This window comes from uncultured Bacteroides sp. (assembly GCF_958445495.1).
Classification (GTDB): Bacteria; Bacteroidota; Bacteroidia; order Bacteroidales; family Bacteroidaceae; genus Bacteroides.
The window spans coordinates 1-15,082 of the sequence record NZ_CAUCSQ010000006.1; the positions used below are offsets into that span (position 1 = coordinate 1).

A 15,082-nucleotide genomic window follows, 5' to 3' on the forward strand; every position below is an offset into this window, starting at 1 on the left:
ATTTTCGCTAATCACCAAATTTTCAAGTACTTACAATTCGTCGAACTCACGTTATCTTACCTTCCTGGATGAGTTTTTTCAACTTTTCCTCACCGCCTACTATACTAGCAGAAAAATCTTTTCCGAATATTTCCGATGAAAACACACGAAGAATATTATCAAGTAATATTTCTGCCATCTCACCTCTAATAGCTTCCATACACAAAATCATTTATGCTGTTCTAGTTACTAGAAACTGCATATTCTTAACATCAGTTTTTGTTTTCCATACCATCCCTTCAGCTTTTTCTTTGTAAAGCCGGGCGTTCAATGTATTAGTTACAGACGGTTTTTGAATGATGGGAAACACTTCCACTGCACCAATATCCATATTCCGTAATACATCAATGACATTACGTCTTTCTATTTCCTTTTCCATACTGATTAGTTTTAAAATAAAAGTTCCCCCAAACCAATTCGATCGGCAGCATCACGCTTTATCCGGAGGATTTACTTAACTTTGGGGTGAACTATAAAAATTAAGTAATATGGATAAGCTATTTTATGAACTATGCTCTATAGTGATAAAGGAACTCAATACAAAAAAGACTTTAGATGAAGATGATATTGATAACATCACCTCAAATCCAGAATTAACAGAATCAATAATGAATCAATTAGTTAAGTTAGAATTTTGCACAAGAACAGGATATGGACCTATCGAAAAATGTGCAAATACAATTCCTAATATATATCATTTTGACAATCTCATTCTCCAAGAACAAGAATCAAAATACCAAAATGACATTATTAATAAAGCCAATGAATCGTCAATTGATTATAACCAAAAATCACTAATATTATCAAAGAGAGCTATTAATCTATCACTAATAGCCATTATCGTATCTATATTATCCGCAATATTATCGCTATTACATTAATAACCAAAGCTAATACGCCAATAGTTAAAGCTATGTTATTATTTCTGGTAATAATCTTATAGCAGTACTCATTATATTCACTTAATGATATCTTATTATTCCGAAAATCATCAGTAATCTTCTCGAAAGACTTTGAAAGAAATATCTTATTCATTATCTCTCTTTTTATCTCGATTAAACCCAACTTTACAATCTACATAATCCTGAAATGCTTTCTGTATCATGGCAGGAAGCTTTTCGGCTACTATTTTAGCTGATTTTATCGGCATATTCTCTACTCTCAATGAGAATGTGGCATCTTCCAAATTCTCATTCCTATCGTTTTTAATTGTTACTTGAATCATATGATTATTAATTAGTTAATAGTTTCCCCCGCCCCAAGATTATTCGCTAATAAAAAAGGGACGGGGGATTTTCTTATTTTTGAAGTGTCTAACCCAAAAAACAAGAAAATATGAATAATGAAGAAAAAGTAGTTTCATACTACAAAGAAACTTTAGAGAAAAAAATCGAATGGACTTTCAGACTCCAAAGCACTCTGTTGACTGTTGCATCCGCTACTTTTGCTGTACTTGTTTCTTTAAGCAATCTTTCAACCAACAACGCTTGCAGTCGAATTTTACTATTGGTGGTAATATGTTCAAACGCACTATCCATCCTTTTTTCGTGTATAACCATATACGAGAATCGAGCAATGAGCAACGTGATGATACGCAACGCTCAAAAACGGGTAGAAGAATATATCCTCTATAGCTTATACAATTCCAAAATGACCGTAACGCCAGCCGTACCACGCAATAAATTCTTCGCAATTTGTGAGTCAATTTCCTACATTTCATTTCTATTTTTTATTATTAGTTTAACAGCCTATGCAATTTATAAGATACACACGCAGTTGTAACGTCAATTAAACATTGAAGTGATGAACGGATTCGAACCGCTGACATCATGCAAAGCATGCGCTCTACCAACTGAACTACATCACTCTTATATGTTATTTCATTAATTATATCTATATACTTACCGAAACCCTCTGCTATTCGGTTGCAGGGCATTTTTTGAACCTCGCCTTTATCGCTAACCACGGTTCTACTCCGATGTACCAAACCACCGTCTTACTACAGCCCACTACCTACTCTCACGAGCTTCGTATTCCTGCTACGTAAGCCATATATGTTTTCACAATTTCAAAGAACTCTTCTCTGTTGTTCCCAGTCTCCTTTCAAAGGCAGGCTCAAAGACCGGACTGGGTACCGGATAACCGGCGGTTTGGTTTGACTTAGTGAGGGCTATTTAGTAGCTTCGTTTGTTATTGCACGAAGAACAACAGAAGCAGCATCCAGAGATTCTTTAACCCTTGCAAGTTTATTGGATTCACTTTGCCACCATTCTTTGTACATGTTAGTCGATTCTCTCTGTACTTTTACTTCATTCTTTAATGATTCATTCTCTACACGTAGTTCACCAACAATTTTTTCATTCTCAAAAACTTTCGCTTTTAAATCGTCTTCATTAGCGATACTTCTATCAAGATTCGTAGACAGTTTTTCTATCCTCTCGATAAGCTGTTCCTTAGAAAAATTCTGTAGTTCCATAATTGTAATATTTATAAGTTATTAATCTCCGACATAATGTGCACCATATTGAGTGCTGTTAGGGTTGTAGTAAGCAGAAGAAGGAATATTAAGATTATTGTATTCCTTACTTGGAGTAGCTTTAGCCGCTTTACTTATTGCCTCGTTTCTTTCTGATACGAATTTATCCGTTCTTACTTTAACCGCTTCCGGTGAACAATATTCTTGAAGTTTAGCGAAGCTCCATGCTGATTTTAAGCACTCTGAAAATGTTTTTCCACCCTTCTTATAATTGCGGTGTGCCGACTTCATGATTTGTGATAAATTGTAGCTCATAATTCTCTGTTTTTAAATTGTTTTATCAATCACTTTTTGTATGTTTGTATGATTGATTGATTTATAATGCAAATATATCCACAAATGAGGATATATTAAAATTTAAAACTTATTTTATATCCCTATTTGTGGATATTTAACTTTTGATTGATTATGATAAACAGAATTAAAGAAGTAATAGCCTATTCAGGACTATCAGAAAGAGCATTTGCACTAAAATGTGGACTAAAGCCTACAACTATTAATAATCAATTAATAGGAAAAAGAGAAATTAGTCTTGCGACAATAATTGCAATTTCATCCTCATTTGAGGAAATATCATCAATTTGGTTACTCCACGGAAAAGGTTCAATGCTTATACAAAAAGAAGAAACAGAGCCAGGATATGAAAAACTGAAAAGCATAGTATATACAATAGCCAATTTGCAGGATGAGATTAACGAAAAGACAGTGCTTACTCAACGACTTTTGGAAGAAAACAAAAAATTAAAGGGTGAATTAGCGATGTTAAAGAATGAACGAAATATAGGATAAAAACAAGCAAACACGATGAAAACAATTATTTTACTTGTATTAACGCTATTCACAATCAAGACATATGCACAAGAAAGTGTATTAGATTTAATCAAGATATCCAAAAGTCAAAAATTACAAGTAAACTATCCACCACAAAGTAATATAGAGAACGCTGGATTTTATTTGCAAAAATCAGCAAAACTACAATATGCAGCAATCGGAGTTAGCATTGTTTCCATAGGTACAATTGTCAGTTCAACTCTGATCAATGATAAATATGAGATAAATACACATACAGGGGTAGTAGAAAAGAAAAACAGTACGGTTAAAACAAGTTTATTAATTGTTGGAGCGACTACATTTGTAGCTGCTGTTTGTTGCGAACTTGTTTCCATCAACTATAAACTGAGAGCTGGTAGGTATTTACAAATGCGAGCAAAAGGAACAGAAGGTAGCATAGCACTAATTTTCTAAAACAATCAAATCTATGACGCAGCATACAGTAAGTAGAATAATGAGAAATACTCTTTTTATACTACCATTTTTATTAGTTCTTATATTTAGTTCATGTTCTGATGACAATATTAACTTAGCAGGAACAACATGGACTTCTGCAAAAGATTGGTACGGCAAAACTCGATTGTCTTTTGAAGAAGGAACTCCTTATTTAAGACCCTTTTTTGCCATTTCCTTTAAATTGAAATCTTTCACAATCTATAATGTTTCAGATGATAATGAAGATTTAGAATATGAATGGAAAAAAACGATATCAGGTACATACACTATAAATGACAATATCGTGAATTTAGTAATAGAGAAAGATAATCAAACAATCCCCTGCGAGATGGAAGGAGATATTATGTATTACAGTGATAGTAAAATGAAATTATACAGACAATAGAGTAATAATCAACTTAAAAATTAAAGGGTGAATTAGCTATGCAAAAGAATGAACGAAATATAGGATAATCCAATAACACATAAATGAAAAAAATACTATTACTAATTTTGGCTACAATGCCATTGATTTGCTTTGCTCAAAAAGTAGACACAAGAGTAGACGATTTTACAGGTGAGAAAGTGGTTACAACATCATGGGAAAAGATTTACTCGGGTGGTGCAACAGGTAAGAATCAAACACGAATAAGATTAAGACATGAAGGCTGTGTAGATTTGATAGAGTTTCGCGTCTTTACAGACTGTGTTACCTCGTGTAGTAAAGGGCAAGAAATGCTCCTCAAAACGAACGAGGGAATTATCAAAGTAAAAAACGTAGAATATACGCTAGCAAAACCAGGGGATTGGAATCCAAATGGTATTAATAGCAAACTAGGAATTTATATTGTATGCTTAGGGAGTGATTTAGAAAAGCTCTCAAACGAAACAGTAACCAAAATGCGGCTAACATTTAGTGATGGATATAGAGACCTTACACTAAAAGATAAAGATTCATCCAAATTAAAAGAATTGTATAACGCTTTTAGCAAAGTTAAATAATGAAAAAGATATTTTATAACAGTACTTAAAATCACACTTCCGTTTTATTGTCGGACACTTTTTAATAAACTCGGTATATAACTATGCCTCAAACAATTGCACTACAAATGATAGGGAAATCCCTATTTTCATTTTTTTTAGCAAGATATACGTCAACTACCGGTACAAAACCCGAATAAACCTGATACTCCATACCCTGTTTTATCGTATCTTTGTACATTATTTACCAGAATAAAAACAATTATGAAGTATTTTGAGTTCACGTTCCACACCGCCCCATGTACCGAAACCGTCAATGACATATTGGCCGCCGTGTTGGGTGAGGTCGGATTTGAAAGCTTTGTCGAATGCGAAAACGGACTGATTGCATATATCCAACAAGTATTATGTGACGAAAACACAATCCGGACTGCAATAAGCGAGTTCCCCTTACCCGATACTGAAATCACCTACACATATACCGAAGCCGAAGATAAAGACTGGAATGAAGAATGGGAGAAAAATTTCTTCCAGCCGATTATTATCGAAAACCGATGTGTGATTCACAGTACTTTCCACCAAAATGTTCCGGAAGCAGAATACGATATCGTTATCAATCCGCAAATGGCTTTCGGAACAGGCCATCATGAAACCACGAGCCTCATCATCGAAGAACTGCTGGACAGCGAATTAAAAGACAAATCCCTGCTTGACATGGGATGCGGAACCTCAATCCTTGCCATCCTGGCACGCATGCGCGGCGCACACCCCTGTACCGCTATTGATATTGACGAATGGTGCGTACGGAATTCAATTGAAAATATCGAATTAAACCATGTTGACAACATCAGCGTTTCGCAAGGAGACGCCTCATCCCTTCACGGAAAAGGCCCCTTCGATGTAATTATAGCTAACATCAATCGGAACATATTGCTGAATGATATGAAACAGTATGTCGCCTGTATGCATCCGGGGTCTGAACTATATATGAGCGGATTTTATGTAGATGATATTGCCGTTATCCGTAAGGAAGCCGAACAGAATGGACTGACTTTCGTGCATTACAAAGAAAAGAACCGCTGGGCAGAAGTAAAATTCATCTACCGCGCATAACCCCACGCTTTCTAACAAACACCTCCATTTTATTACAGTGTGTCAAAACCCAATTTTAGAGGAAATGAGCTTTTCATCTGAAACTTGACACCTTTCACCGGTAATAAAAGACCGTATCAACTCTATTTTTGAATAATGATACGGCTATTTTATGTTTATCAGTCAGAATCTGTAACTGTACCGAATGTCCATCTTAGTTTTGACACACTACACTTTCTAATCGGCTATTTATTGGAAAATCAATGCTTTATCAGCCGGAATAATCCGATAAAACCATCCATTACTTGATTGTCAATCCTTGAAGTTCCTCCAATGTACCGTTAAACACATTCAAATCCACATCCTCCTCAATGCCGGGAACATTTCCCACATCCGTATGTTGCCAAAAATCCCATTTTCCCCGATATTTTACGGAATCAACATAATAATGAGCAATCCAATAAGGATATGCATTGAAAACCGAATCATCCAGATAACGGGTTTTAAACTTATAGGAAGTATAAAGAATCGGCTTTACTCCATAATGAGACTCTATCCGGTCGAGCCAACGTTTAATGCCAGTCTGCAACTCCCGTTTGTCTTTCCTTCCGGTCACTTCCACATCAAGGACAGGAGGCAAGTCACCGGCATCCAGCTTTACCGTACGAATAAAAAAGTCAGCCTGTTTCAGGGCGTCCGTACCTGGAATATAAAAATGATAAGCCCCCCTGATAAATCCGTGACTACGGGCATTGGCAAAATTTACCGAAAAAGCAGTATCGTTATGGTCTCCTCCCTCCGTTGCCTTTATAAAAACAAAATGCAAAGGAATGACTGTTTCCCTACTCCGTTGAAGCCTCTGCCAATCAATTTCACCCTGATAATGAGAAATGTCAATTCCATGAATATCATACCCTGCCGGGATACAAACCCCATATTCCTTTAATCCGTGACAAGGCCGCCAACGATAAGCATAAGGACGGACAAAGAAATAATAGAAAATAACGGAAAAACAACCTGCAATCACCACTGCCAGAACATTGCGAAACCAAACAGGCATAACACAGCCTATTTTCTTTTGTGCTTTCTTGGGCACACGGGAAGACTTGGAAGAAAAAGCCGTTCCTTTTCTCCGGGGAGTAGAATTTGTTTTTTTCTTTTGAACAGCAGATAACGGATTGTTATGTAGCGGCATCACTTAAATCAGTAAACAGTGAATGATGGACAACAGACGGTAAAATAAAACGGTGAACAGCAACCATGCAGATTTTCCGCATGATATCCACCGTTCACCGTAATTGTTTATCACTTATTATTTAGCTTGTTCCAACTGTAACGTTTTAGTCGGCTGGTCACAAACTTCCGTAGGACCAAAATATTGAATCGGTCCCGGATATACATAATCCGTTTCGACAGCCCAACGTTCGCGTTGTGCGGCAAAAGCCTTGAAAGGAGCACCATCCAGTTTTACCAATGCTTTCTGGATAACCGGTTTCATTTCACCGTGACGGCGTTCCATATTCATCATCATGGTGATAGGTACGCCGCCTGCAATCCATTCGGCGGCAGGAGCAGTCGTATTACGAACAGAAGACATATAACCGGTCTTACCGTCGGCAATCAACATAGAAGCCGTATAACCCAAAGAATAACAGTAGTCAGCGTCAAAGTTTGACGGAGCAGCACAACGTCCTTCGTAACCGAAGAAATGATGCTGGGCAGCAAATTTACCAACATACTTGCCCTCTTCTTTCCAAGCAGCCAATTTGGTAGCCACCATTTCAGACAATAACTTCTCTGTTTCAATCAGAGACACCTGGACATTTCCGTGCGGGTCACGGTCCAAAGTCAACTGACGGGCAACCCCTTCCGGTAAACTTGCATAAATGGCAGAATTTTCCGGAGTCAGCTTGCTGATAATATAATCACGCTGGTGAGACTTCTTGATATGAGAGAATTCCTCCGCATTGGCAGCCAGGAAATCATTCAACTCGGCAATCAAGCGCTTCATAGCCGGAATAAACTCAACCAACCCTTCAGGAATCAATACAGTCCCGAAGTTGTGTCCCTGTGCGGCACGGTCTGCCACAACTTTGGCAATATATGTCACGACATCATCCAATGACATATCTTTCGCTTCCACTTCTTCTGAAACGATGCAAACGTTAGGTTGTACCTGCAAAGCACATTCCAACGCAATGTGGGACGCCGAACGTCCCATCAATTTGATAAAATGCCAATACTTACGCGCGGAATTACAGTCACGCTGGATATTTCCGATTACTTCCGCATAAGTCTTGCAAGCAGTATCGAAACCGAAAGAAGTTTCAATCATATCATTCTTCAAGTCGCCGTCAATAGTCTTCGGACAACCGATTACCTGTACGCCATAGTTTTTAGCGGCGTAATATTCCGCCAATACGCAAGCATTCGTATTAGAATCATCGCCTCCGATAATAACCAGTGCTTTGATACCCAATTCCTTGATAATCTCATACCCCTTCTCGAACTGTTCTTCCTTTTCAAGTTTAGTACGTCCGGAACCGATAATATCAAAACCGCCCGTATTACGGTACTCGTCAATAATATCGGCAGTCAGTTCCATATAGTTATGGTCTACCAATCCGCCGGGTCCCAAAATAAATCCGTACAGTTTACTCTCCGGATTCAACTTCTTAATGCCATCGAACAATCCGGAAATAACATTGTGTCCGCCCGGAGCCTGACCACCGGAAAGGATTACACCTACATTCATGGCGGGAAGGCTGACAGACTCACCTGCCTCGAATGTAATCAACGGCATTCCATAAGTGTTAGGGAACAACGCTTTGATAGCTTCCTGATCGGCTACAGACTGAGTAGCTGCACCTGTTACGGCTTTAACAGCTCCTGATGCCAATGCTTTCGGAAGTTTGGGCTGATAAGCAGCCCTTGCGATTTGCAATGCACTTTTAGTCATTTTCTTTATTTTTTATTTAAAGGTGTTAGTAAGTTTCCTGTCAAACTTGAAAAGCGTTGCAAATTTCGCATTTTTCCGTGAATTATAAAAGAGAAGACCGTTTTTATTTTTCGCCTTCATTACAAAGAAGGCAGAGGAAACAGAGCGTTTACAAACAGACAATATCATCCGGCATATCAAAGATTTCCGTAAATATTCAGTATCCGTAACCCCTGCATCCTCTGTGGTAAAACCGGAAAAAAAGGATTATTGTTTCCAGCCGCCTCCGAGCGCCTTATAAAGCTGTACGACAGCAATCAGTTCATCCCTCATAGCATTACTCAGACTAATCTGGGCGTCAAAATACTCACGCTGCGCATCCAACACATCCAGATAATTAATAACTCCGTTGATGTATTGAAGCTGTGCCAAATCCATATAACTTTTAGCCGAACGCTCCAGGTTATTGCGCAATTCGTACACCTCCTTTATCTTGTTAAAATTCACAATCGAATTATGCACCTCCTTAAACGCCGTCAATACGGACTTTTCATAATTATGTACCTCGGCTTCATAAGCCGCCTTCTTCGCCTTCAACGCTGCCCGATTCTTTCCCCAGCCAAAAATAGGAGTCAGCAGAGCCCCCTCCATAATCGCATAAGGAGACTTCAACAGTTCGGACAGATAAGTACTCTCCGTTCCAAAACCACCGGTCAGCGCAATACGCGGGAACATATTCGTATAAGCCACCCCCACTTTCGCATTGGCGGCAATCAACTTCTGTTCCGCCTGGCGAATGTCCGGACGGCGTTCCAACAAAGTAGAAGGCAGGCCTACCGGAAGAGTCTCCGGGAAGTTAAACTCCTGGAGCAAACGAGAACGGGCAATACGGTTGGGATACTCTCCGGCAAGAAAAGCAATGTCATTTTCCTTCAAAGAAATTTTTCGTTCCAAATCCGGAACCAAAGTAGCTGTACGTGCCAATTCCACCTGCGCCTGACGATAAGAAGTCTCCGAGGTCAACCCTCCGGCAAAACGGATACGTGCCAGACGAACCCCCTCCTCACGGGCTTTCAATGTCTGCTTAACAATATCCAGCTCCGTATCCAGGGCCACCAATTCGTAATACGCTTGCGCCACTTCCGCCACGATAGTCATCCGGAGTGCACGCTGTGCTTCAATCGACTGCAAATATTCAGCGATACTCGCCGCTCTCCCCCATCGCAAATTCCCCCAAAGGTCAAGTTCCCACGAAACAAGGAACTGCGCTTCGAAAGTATCCTCTCTCTTGAAGTCGTCCCCCCCATGATTTATCAACTCGCGTTCCGCTGATATTTTCCCACTAATATCGGGAAGCAACGCAGCGGTAGAAATCCGTTTCTGTGCCGCCATTTCTTTCACGCGGGCTGCGGCAATCAACATATCCTTGTTATGTTCCAAAGCACGTTCAATAAGGCTGCGGAGAGTAGAATCCGTATAAATATCTTTCCAATCCTGCTCTCCGAAACTGGCAGAATCCTGCCGGCTCGCCAAGCTGTCGGGCAGATGAAGTTCAGGACGGACATACCCCTTCCCCACTTTACAAGAAGTGAATATTCCTGCAAACAGCAGGAGAACAATATATATTTTTTTTCGTTTCATCAGTTCCTATGTTTTAAAATTTTCGACTTTGTCTTATACACCATCACAAAGAAGAAAGGCACGAGGATAATACCGAATACAATGGCAAATATCATTCCGAAGAACACTCCCGTACCGATTGCCTGGCGGCTTGCCGACCCCGGACCGCTTGCCAATACCATCGGAAGCATGCCGAGCACGAATGCAAGAGACGTCATCAAAATCGGCCGGAAACGTAATCTTGCCGCATAAATGGCAGACTGAATCAGGTCTTCCCCTTTATCCACCTGAATTTTGGCAAACTCCACAATCAGGATAGCATTCTTTGCCGCCAGCCCGACCAGCATCACCAATCCAATCTGGAAATACACATCATTTTCCAGTCCGCACACCCAGACACCCAGGTAAGCCCCCAATGCCGCCACCGGCAAAGAAAGCAATACGGCAATAGGAACTGTCCAGCTTTCATATTGTGCGGCAAGGAAAAGGAATACAAACAAGAATACCAGTGCCAGCACCATACCGGTCTGGCCTCCCGCCTGTTTTTCCTGATAGGAAAGCCCGCTCCACTCCAGTCCGATGTTATCGGGAAGATGCTCCCTCGCAATCTGTTCCATGATTTCCATCGCTTGTCCCGAACTGTATCCCTGTGCAGCAGCTCCGCGAATCACGGCGGTAGTAAACATATTAAAACGCTTGATACTTCCCGGCCCCGTAGTATATGATGCGTTCCCTAAAGACGTCAGCGGAACCATCGCCCCATTGGAAGCCTTTACGAAAAACAAGTTGATGTTATCTTTATGTTCGCGATAAGGAGCCTCCGCCTGGATATATACTTTATATATACGGTTAAACATATTGAAATCATTCACATACACCGAACCCGTATAAGCCTTCATCGTAGAGAACACATCCGCCAAAGGAACCCCCAGCATTTTCACCTTATCCCGATCCACATCAAAATAAAGCTGCGGAATTTCCGATTGCAAAGACGAAGACAATCCGGTCAGTTCCTTACGTTTGGAAGCATAATACATCAATGTATCGGCCGCATCCACCAGATTGTCGAAAGTAGCCTCCCCGCGAGCCTCCAACTGCATTTCGAAACCTCCGGAACTACCCAATCCCGGTATCACCGGAGGAGTGGACAAATAAACCTTACATTCCGGATACTCCTTGAAATGTTCTTCCACCGTATCCATAATCTTCTCGATAGTAGTACTCTTCCGTTCCTCCCAAGGCTTTAAAATAACAGTCAGTTCGGAACGGGCCTGATTACTGCCGACACGCGGACTGCTTCCCGTAACATTCTGTACGTATTCAATGAAAGGATTCTTTTCCAGATAAGCTATGGCACGGTTCGTAACGGCACGGGTACGTTCCAACGTCGCCCCCTCCGGCAATTCAAGCTCAACCTTGAAATACCCCTGGTCTTCCACCGGCAGAAAGCTGGTAGGAATCATGCGATGAATCAGCAAGATAGCAATCAGTACCATCCCGAAAGCGCTCAAAACCCGGCGGGGATGCTTGATTGTACGGGTCACGGCAGCCACATACTTATTACTTCCGATACCCAGCCATTCATTAATCTTCCTGAAAACGATATTTTTCTTTTTTCCGCCATCCGGCTTCAAAATCAGCGAACACATCACAGGGCTCAAGGTTAAAGCGACCACTGTGGAAATAAGTACGGATACAACAATCGTCACCGTAAACTGACGATACAACTGTCCTGTAATCCCACTCAGGAAACTAACCGGGACAAACACCGCAGCCAACACCAGTGAAGTGGCAATCAAAGCGCTTGCCAACCCGTCCATAGCCTTCTTCGTCGCCTCGTAAGGACTCAAATGCTCCGTTTCCATAATATGCTCCACACCTTCCACGACCACAATCGCATCGTCCACAACGATACCGATGGCAAGAATCAGTCCGAGCAAAGTCAAAATATTCAAAGAAAAACCGAATATCAGCATGAATCCGAAAGTACCAATCAACGATATAGGCACCGCCACTACCGGAATCAACGTCGCACGCCAACTCTGCAAAGACAGATATACCACCAGAACCACCAGGACCAACGCTTCAAACAACGTCTTATACACCTCATGGATAGATTCGGAAATATAAGTCGTCATATCAAACGGAACCTCATAACTCAAGCCCTCCGGAAAGTTCTCGCTGATTTCGTCCATCGCCTCTTTCACCCTTTCGGCAACTTCCATCGCATTAGCACCCGGCAACATATAAATGGCAAGCACAGCGGCATTTTCACCGTTAATTCCACTCTCCGTATTATATGAAGAAGCCTCCAACGACACACGCGCCACATCTTTCAACCGGATTATGGAACCGTTGGTATTAGCGCGTACCACAATATCCTCAAACTGTCCCACCGTCGAAAGACGTCCCTGTGTAGTGATAGGAATAGTAATATCCAATCCCTCTACCGGCTGTTGCCCTAACACCCCTGCCGCCGATTCACGGTTCTGGTCCTTCAAAGCATTCTGTAAATCCTGTACGGTGAGCCCGAAATTCGCCAGCTTGTCAGGCTGTGCCCATATCTGCATGGCATAATAACGGCTGCCGACATTAGAAACACGCCCCACACCCGGAATACGGCGAATCACGTCAAGCACATTAATCGTAGCGAAATTACTCAGGTAAATCTCGTCAAATTTCGGGTCAGTAGAAGTCAGACAGATTGTCATCAACTGGCTGGGCGCCTGTTTTTCCACAGAAATACCGTTCTGAATCACTTCCGCCGGAAGACGGGACTCCGCCAGTTTCACACGATTCTGAATCTCAACCGCAGCCAAGTCCGGGTCAGCCGACACATCAAAGGTAACCGTCGCCGAGAAACCTCCGGAATTGGAACTGTTCGATTCCATATAAAGCATCCCCGGCGTACCGTTGATTTCCTGTTCAATAGGAGTAGCTACCGCCTGAGATACGGTCAGCGCACTGGCACCCGGATAAGAAGCGCTGATTTTTACCACCGGAGGGGTAATTTGCGGATATTGGTCTATCGGAAGCATCGTCAGACCGATAATTCCGATAATCACGATTACGATAGAGATAACAGCCGAGAAAACCGGCCTGTCTATAAAAAAAGTCACTTTCATCGCTTATTCTCCTTTCGCGTTATCTTTCATTACCAGCTGCAGCATCTTCCTCCTCTTCCGGTTTGACGGCACGTATCTTCATACCCGGCGTCAGTTTATGGAAGCCTTCCACGACAACCTTCTCGCCCCATGCCAATCCTCTTTCCACCACGACATTATTGCCTACCTCCGGTCCCAGCTCGATAAACCGTTTCTCTACCGTACTGTCCCTGCGCATGGCGTAAATATACGCCCCGCCTTTTTCAATCGTGACAGCCTTCATCGGAACAACCAGTGCGCCTTCGCGGACATCCAGCAACAGTTTCACTTTTGTAAACTGTCCCGGCAATAACACCTGCTTGGGATTAGGCATCTCCGCACGCACGGAAAAAGTACCCGTCTGCGGGTCCACCTGCGGTTCGGCGAAGTCCACATAACCCTTATGGGGATAAACAGTATTGTCCGCCAATGTAATCGTAATGTTCGGCTGCCAAGAACGGGTAGAATCCTGCTGGCCCAGATTGATATTCCTTTCCTTACTTTTCAGATAATCGAGTGCCGTCATGTTGAAATCGACCAATACCGTGTCACTCTTCACGATAGTGGCAAGCAGGGATTTTCCTCCGGGACCCACCAAAGTACCCAAATCCACATTTCGTTCACTGATGTGCCCCGACAAAGGAGAACGGACAATGGTATAGCCCAATTCAAGTTCAGCCTGCGCCAAATCCGCCTCACTCATAGCCACTGTCGCTACGGCGCTCTCATAAGCAGCCTCAGCATTGTCCAAATCCAACTGGCTTGCAGCATTCTGCTCAAACAGCGGACGAATACGTTTCAAGTCACGTTCCGCCTTCAACGCCTGCGCCTCGTCCTTCTTCAACTGCGCCCTGGCCTTATCGGCCTTTGCCCGATACTGGTCCTGATTGATAACAAACAACACCTGGTTTTTATTCACATACGTACCTTCGGCAAAAAGCATATTCTCCAAATAACCTTCCACCCTGGCACGCACTTCGACGAACTGCTGGGCACGAATCCGCCCTACATATTCCCCGTATATTTCCACATCGTCTTTCACTACCGGTTCTACAATAACTGTCGGCATCTCCGGGACAGGCTTCTGAGGCCGGGTCAGTATCCAATATACGCCTAAGACAATTACCATACAGATTATAGCAGCAATGGTTCTCTTTCTCCTCAGTTTCAACTCATGTTTCGAAAAGAATAATCTCATATCGAATCTTACTTAATTAATTTAACTTATGTTTGTTATACCCACGATTGTACAATTTGTATGCCAAAATTACTCATTTTTATTATTCGCTAATAATCAAAGCCTTATATTTTTTCTTTCCTCCCCATACAAACGGACAGATGGGGAACAAAGCGAAAATATGTAGAATTAATCTACATTTCCAACTTTTGGAACATTTTTTTCAATTCCCATTTCAACAACTAAACAAATTATCCCCTACATTTGTATTATAATATACAATCAACACC

At 41.6% G+C, this 15,082-nt stretch carries 16 protein-coding genes and 1 tRNA gene; 6 read left to right on the forward strand and 11 right to left on the reverse strand.

All coding sequences use genetic code 11. The features are described 5' to 3' along the window. Window positions 1–46: 46 nt before the first annotated feature. Together Q5076_RS03360 and Q5076_RS03365 are read right to left on the reverse strand one after the other, a co-directional pair. Complete coding sequence (locus Q5076_RS03360) at window positions 47–199, reverse strand: hypothetical protein (RefSeq protein WP_303010822.1); 153 nt, start codon at window positions 197–199, stop codon at window positions 47–49. A gap of 12 nt (window positions 200–211) precedes the next feature. After that, window positions 212–418, reverse strand: coding sequence for a hypothetical protein (locus Q5076_RS03365; RefSeq protein WP_303010823.1), 207 nt, complete (start codon window positions 416–418; stop codon window positions 212–214). Window positions 419–527: 109 nt separating this feature from the next. On the opposite strand from Q5076_RS03365, the gene Q5076_RS03370 reads away from it, so the two are divergent. Continuing rightward, window positions 528–920, forward strand: a complete 393-nt coding sequence (locus Q5076_RS03370) for a hypothetical protein (protein ID WP_303010824.1) — start codon at window positions 528–530, stop codon at window positions 918–920. A 146-nt stretch (window positions 921–1,066) separates the two neighbouring features. Here Q5076_RS03370 and Q5076_RS03375 read toward each other — a convergent pair whose 3' ends face one another. The 4 genes from Q5076_RS03375 to Q5076_RS03390 all read right to left on the reverse strand — a co-directional run bounded on the left by Q5076_RS03375 (window position 1,067) and on the right by Q5076_RS03390 (window position 2,830). Further along, window positions 1,067–1,264: a hypothetical protein gene (locus Q5076_RS03375; RefSeq protein WP_303010825.1), complete on the reverse strand. Its 198-nt coding sequence runs from the start codon at window positions 1,262–1,264 to the stop codon at window positions 1,067–1,069. 573 nt (window positions 1,265–1,837) lie between these two features. Beyond that, window positions 1,838–1,906: transfer RNA gene (locus Q5076_RS03380), tRNA-Lys, on the reverse strand. 303 nt (window positions 1,907–2,209) lie between these two features. Continuing rightward, entirely contained in the window at window positions 2,210–2,515 is a 306-nt protein-coding gene (locus tag Q5076_RS03385) for a hypothetical protein (protein ID WP_303010826.1), read from the reverse strand. A 21-nt stretch (window positions 2,516–2,536) separates the two neighbouring features. After that, window positions 2,537–2,830 (reverse strand): hypothetical protein, encoded by a 294-nt coding sequence (locus tag Q5076_RS03390; RefSeq protein ID WP_303010827.1) that lies wholly within the window; start codon window positions 2,828–2,830, stop codon window positions 2,537–2,539. A 153-nt stretch (window positions 2,831–2,983) separates the two neighbouring features. Here Q5076_RS03390 and Q5076_RS03395 point away from each other — a divergent pair, with 153 nt between their 5' ends. The 5 genes from Q5076_RS03395 to prmA all read left to right on the forward strand — a co-directional run bounded on the left by Q5076_RS03395 (window position 2,984) and on the right by prmA (window position 5,935). Then, complete coding sequence (locus Q5076_RS03395) at window positions 2,984–3,364, forward strand: XRE family transcriptional regulator (RefSeq protein WP_303010828.1); 381 nt, start codon at window positions 2,984–2,986, stop codon at window positions 3,362–3,364. 15 nt (window positions 3,365–3,379) lie between these two features. Then, window positions 3,380–3,820: a hypothetical protein gene (locus Q5076_RS03400; protein WP_303010830.1), complete on the forward strand. Its 441-nt coding sequence runs from the start codon at window positions 3,380–3,382 to the stop codon at window positions 3,818–3,820. 13 nt (window positions 3,821–3,833) lie between these two features. Next, complete coding sequence (locus Q5076_RS03405) at window positions 3,834–4,247, forward strand: hypothetical protein (protein ID WP_303010831.1); 414 nt, start codon at window positions 3,834–3,836, stop codon at window positions 4,245–4,247. Window positions 4,248–4,330: 83 nt separating this feature from the next. Continuing rightward, window positions 4,331–4,843, forward strand: coding sequence for a hypothetical protein (locus tag Q5076_RS03410; protein WP_303010832.1), 513 nt, complete (start codon window positions 4,331–4,333; stop codon window positions 4,841–4,843). Between the two features lie 243 nt (window positions 4,844–5,086). Beyond that, a complete protein-coding gene (gene prmA / locus Q5076_RS03415) occupies window positions 5,087–5,935 on the forward strand; it encodes a 50S ribosomal protein L11 methyltransferase (RefSeq protein WP_303010833.1) in 849 nt (282 codons plus the stop codon). Between the two features lie 280 nt (window positions 5,936–6,215). Here prmA and Q5076_RS03420 read toward each other — a convergent pair whose 3' ends face one another. From Q5076_RS03420 to Q5076_RS03440, 5 genes are all read right to left on the reverse strand, one after another. Next, window positions 6,216–7,109: a glycoside hydrolase family 25 protein gene (locus Q5076_RS03420; RefSeq protein WP_303010834.1), complete on the reverse strand. Its 894-nt coding sequence runs from the start codon at window positions 7,107–7,109 to the stop codon at window positions 6,216–6,218. 117 nt (window positions 7,110–7,226) lie between these two features. Continuing rightward, window positions 7,227–8,873: a diphosphate--fructose-6-phosphate 1-phosphotransferase gene (locus tag Q5076_RS03425; protein ID WP_303010836.1), complete on the reverse strand. Its 1,647-nt coding sequence runs from the start codon at window positions 8,871–8,873 to the stop codon at window positions 7,227–7,229. A gap of 246 nt (window positions 8,874–9,119) precedes the next feature. Continuing rightward, on the reverse strand, window positions 9,120–10,493 hold the full coding sequence (locus tag Q5076_RS03430) for an efflux transporter outer membrane subunit (RefSeq protein WP_303010837.1): 1,374 nt from the start codon (window positions 10,491–10,493) through the stop codon (window positions 9,120–9,122). Continuing rightward, a complete protein-coding gene (locus Q5076_RS03435) occupies window positions 10,493–13,597 on the reverse strand; it encodes an efflux RND transporter permease subunit (RefSeq protein WP_303010838.1) in 3,105 nt (1,034 codons plus the stop codon). The genes Q5076_RS03430 and Q5076_RS03435 overlap by 1 nt, the downstream gene beginning before the upstream one ends. Window positions 13,598–13,616: 19 nt before the next feature. After that, window positions 13,617–14,813: an efflux RND transporter periplasmic adaptor subunit gene (locus Q5076_RS03440; RefSeq protein WP_303010840.1), complete on the reverse strand. Its 1,197-nt coding sequence runs from the start codon at window positions 14,811–14,813 to the stop codon at window positions 13,617–13,619. Window positions 14,814–15,082: the final 269 nt, after the last annotated feature.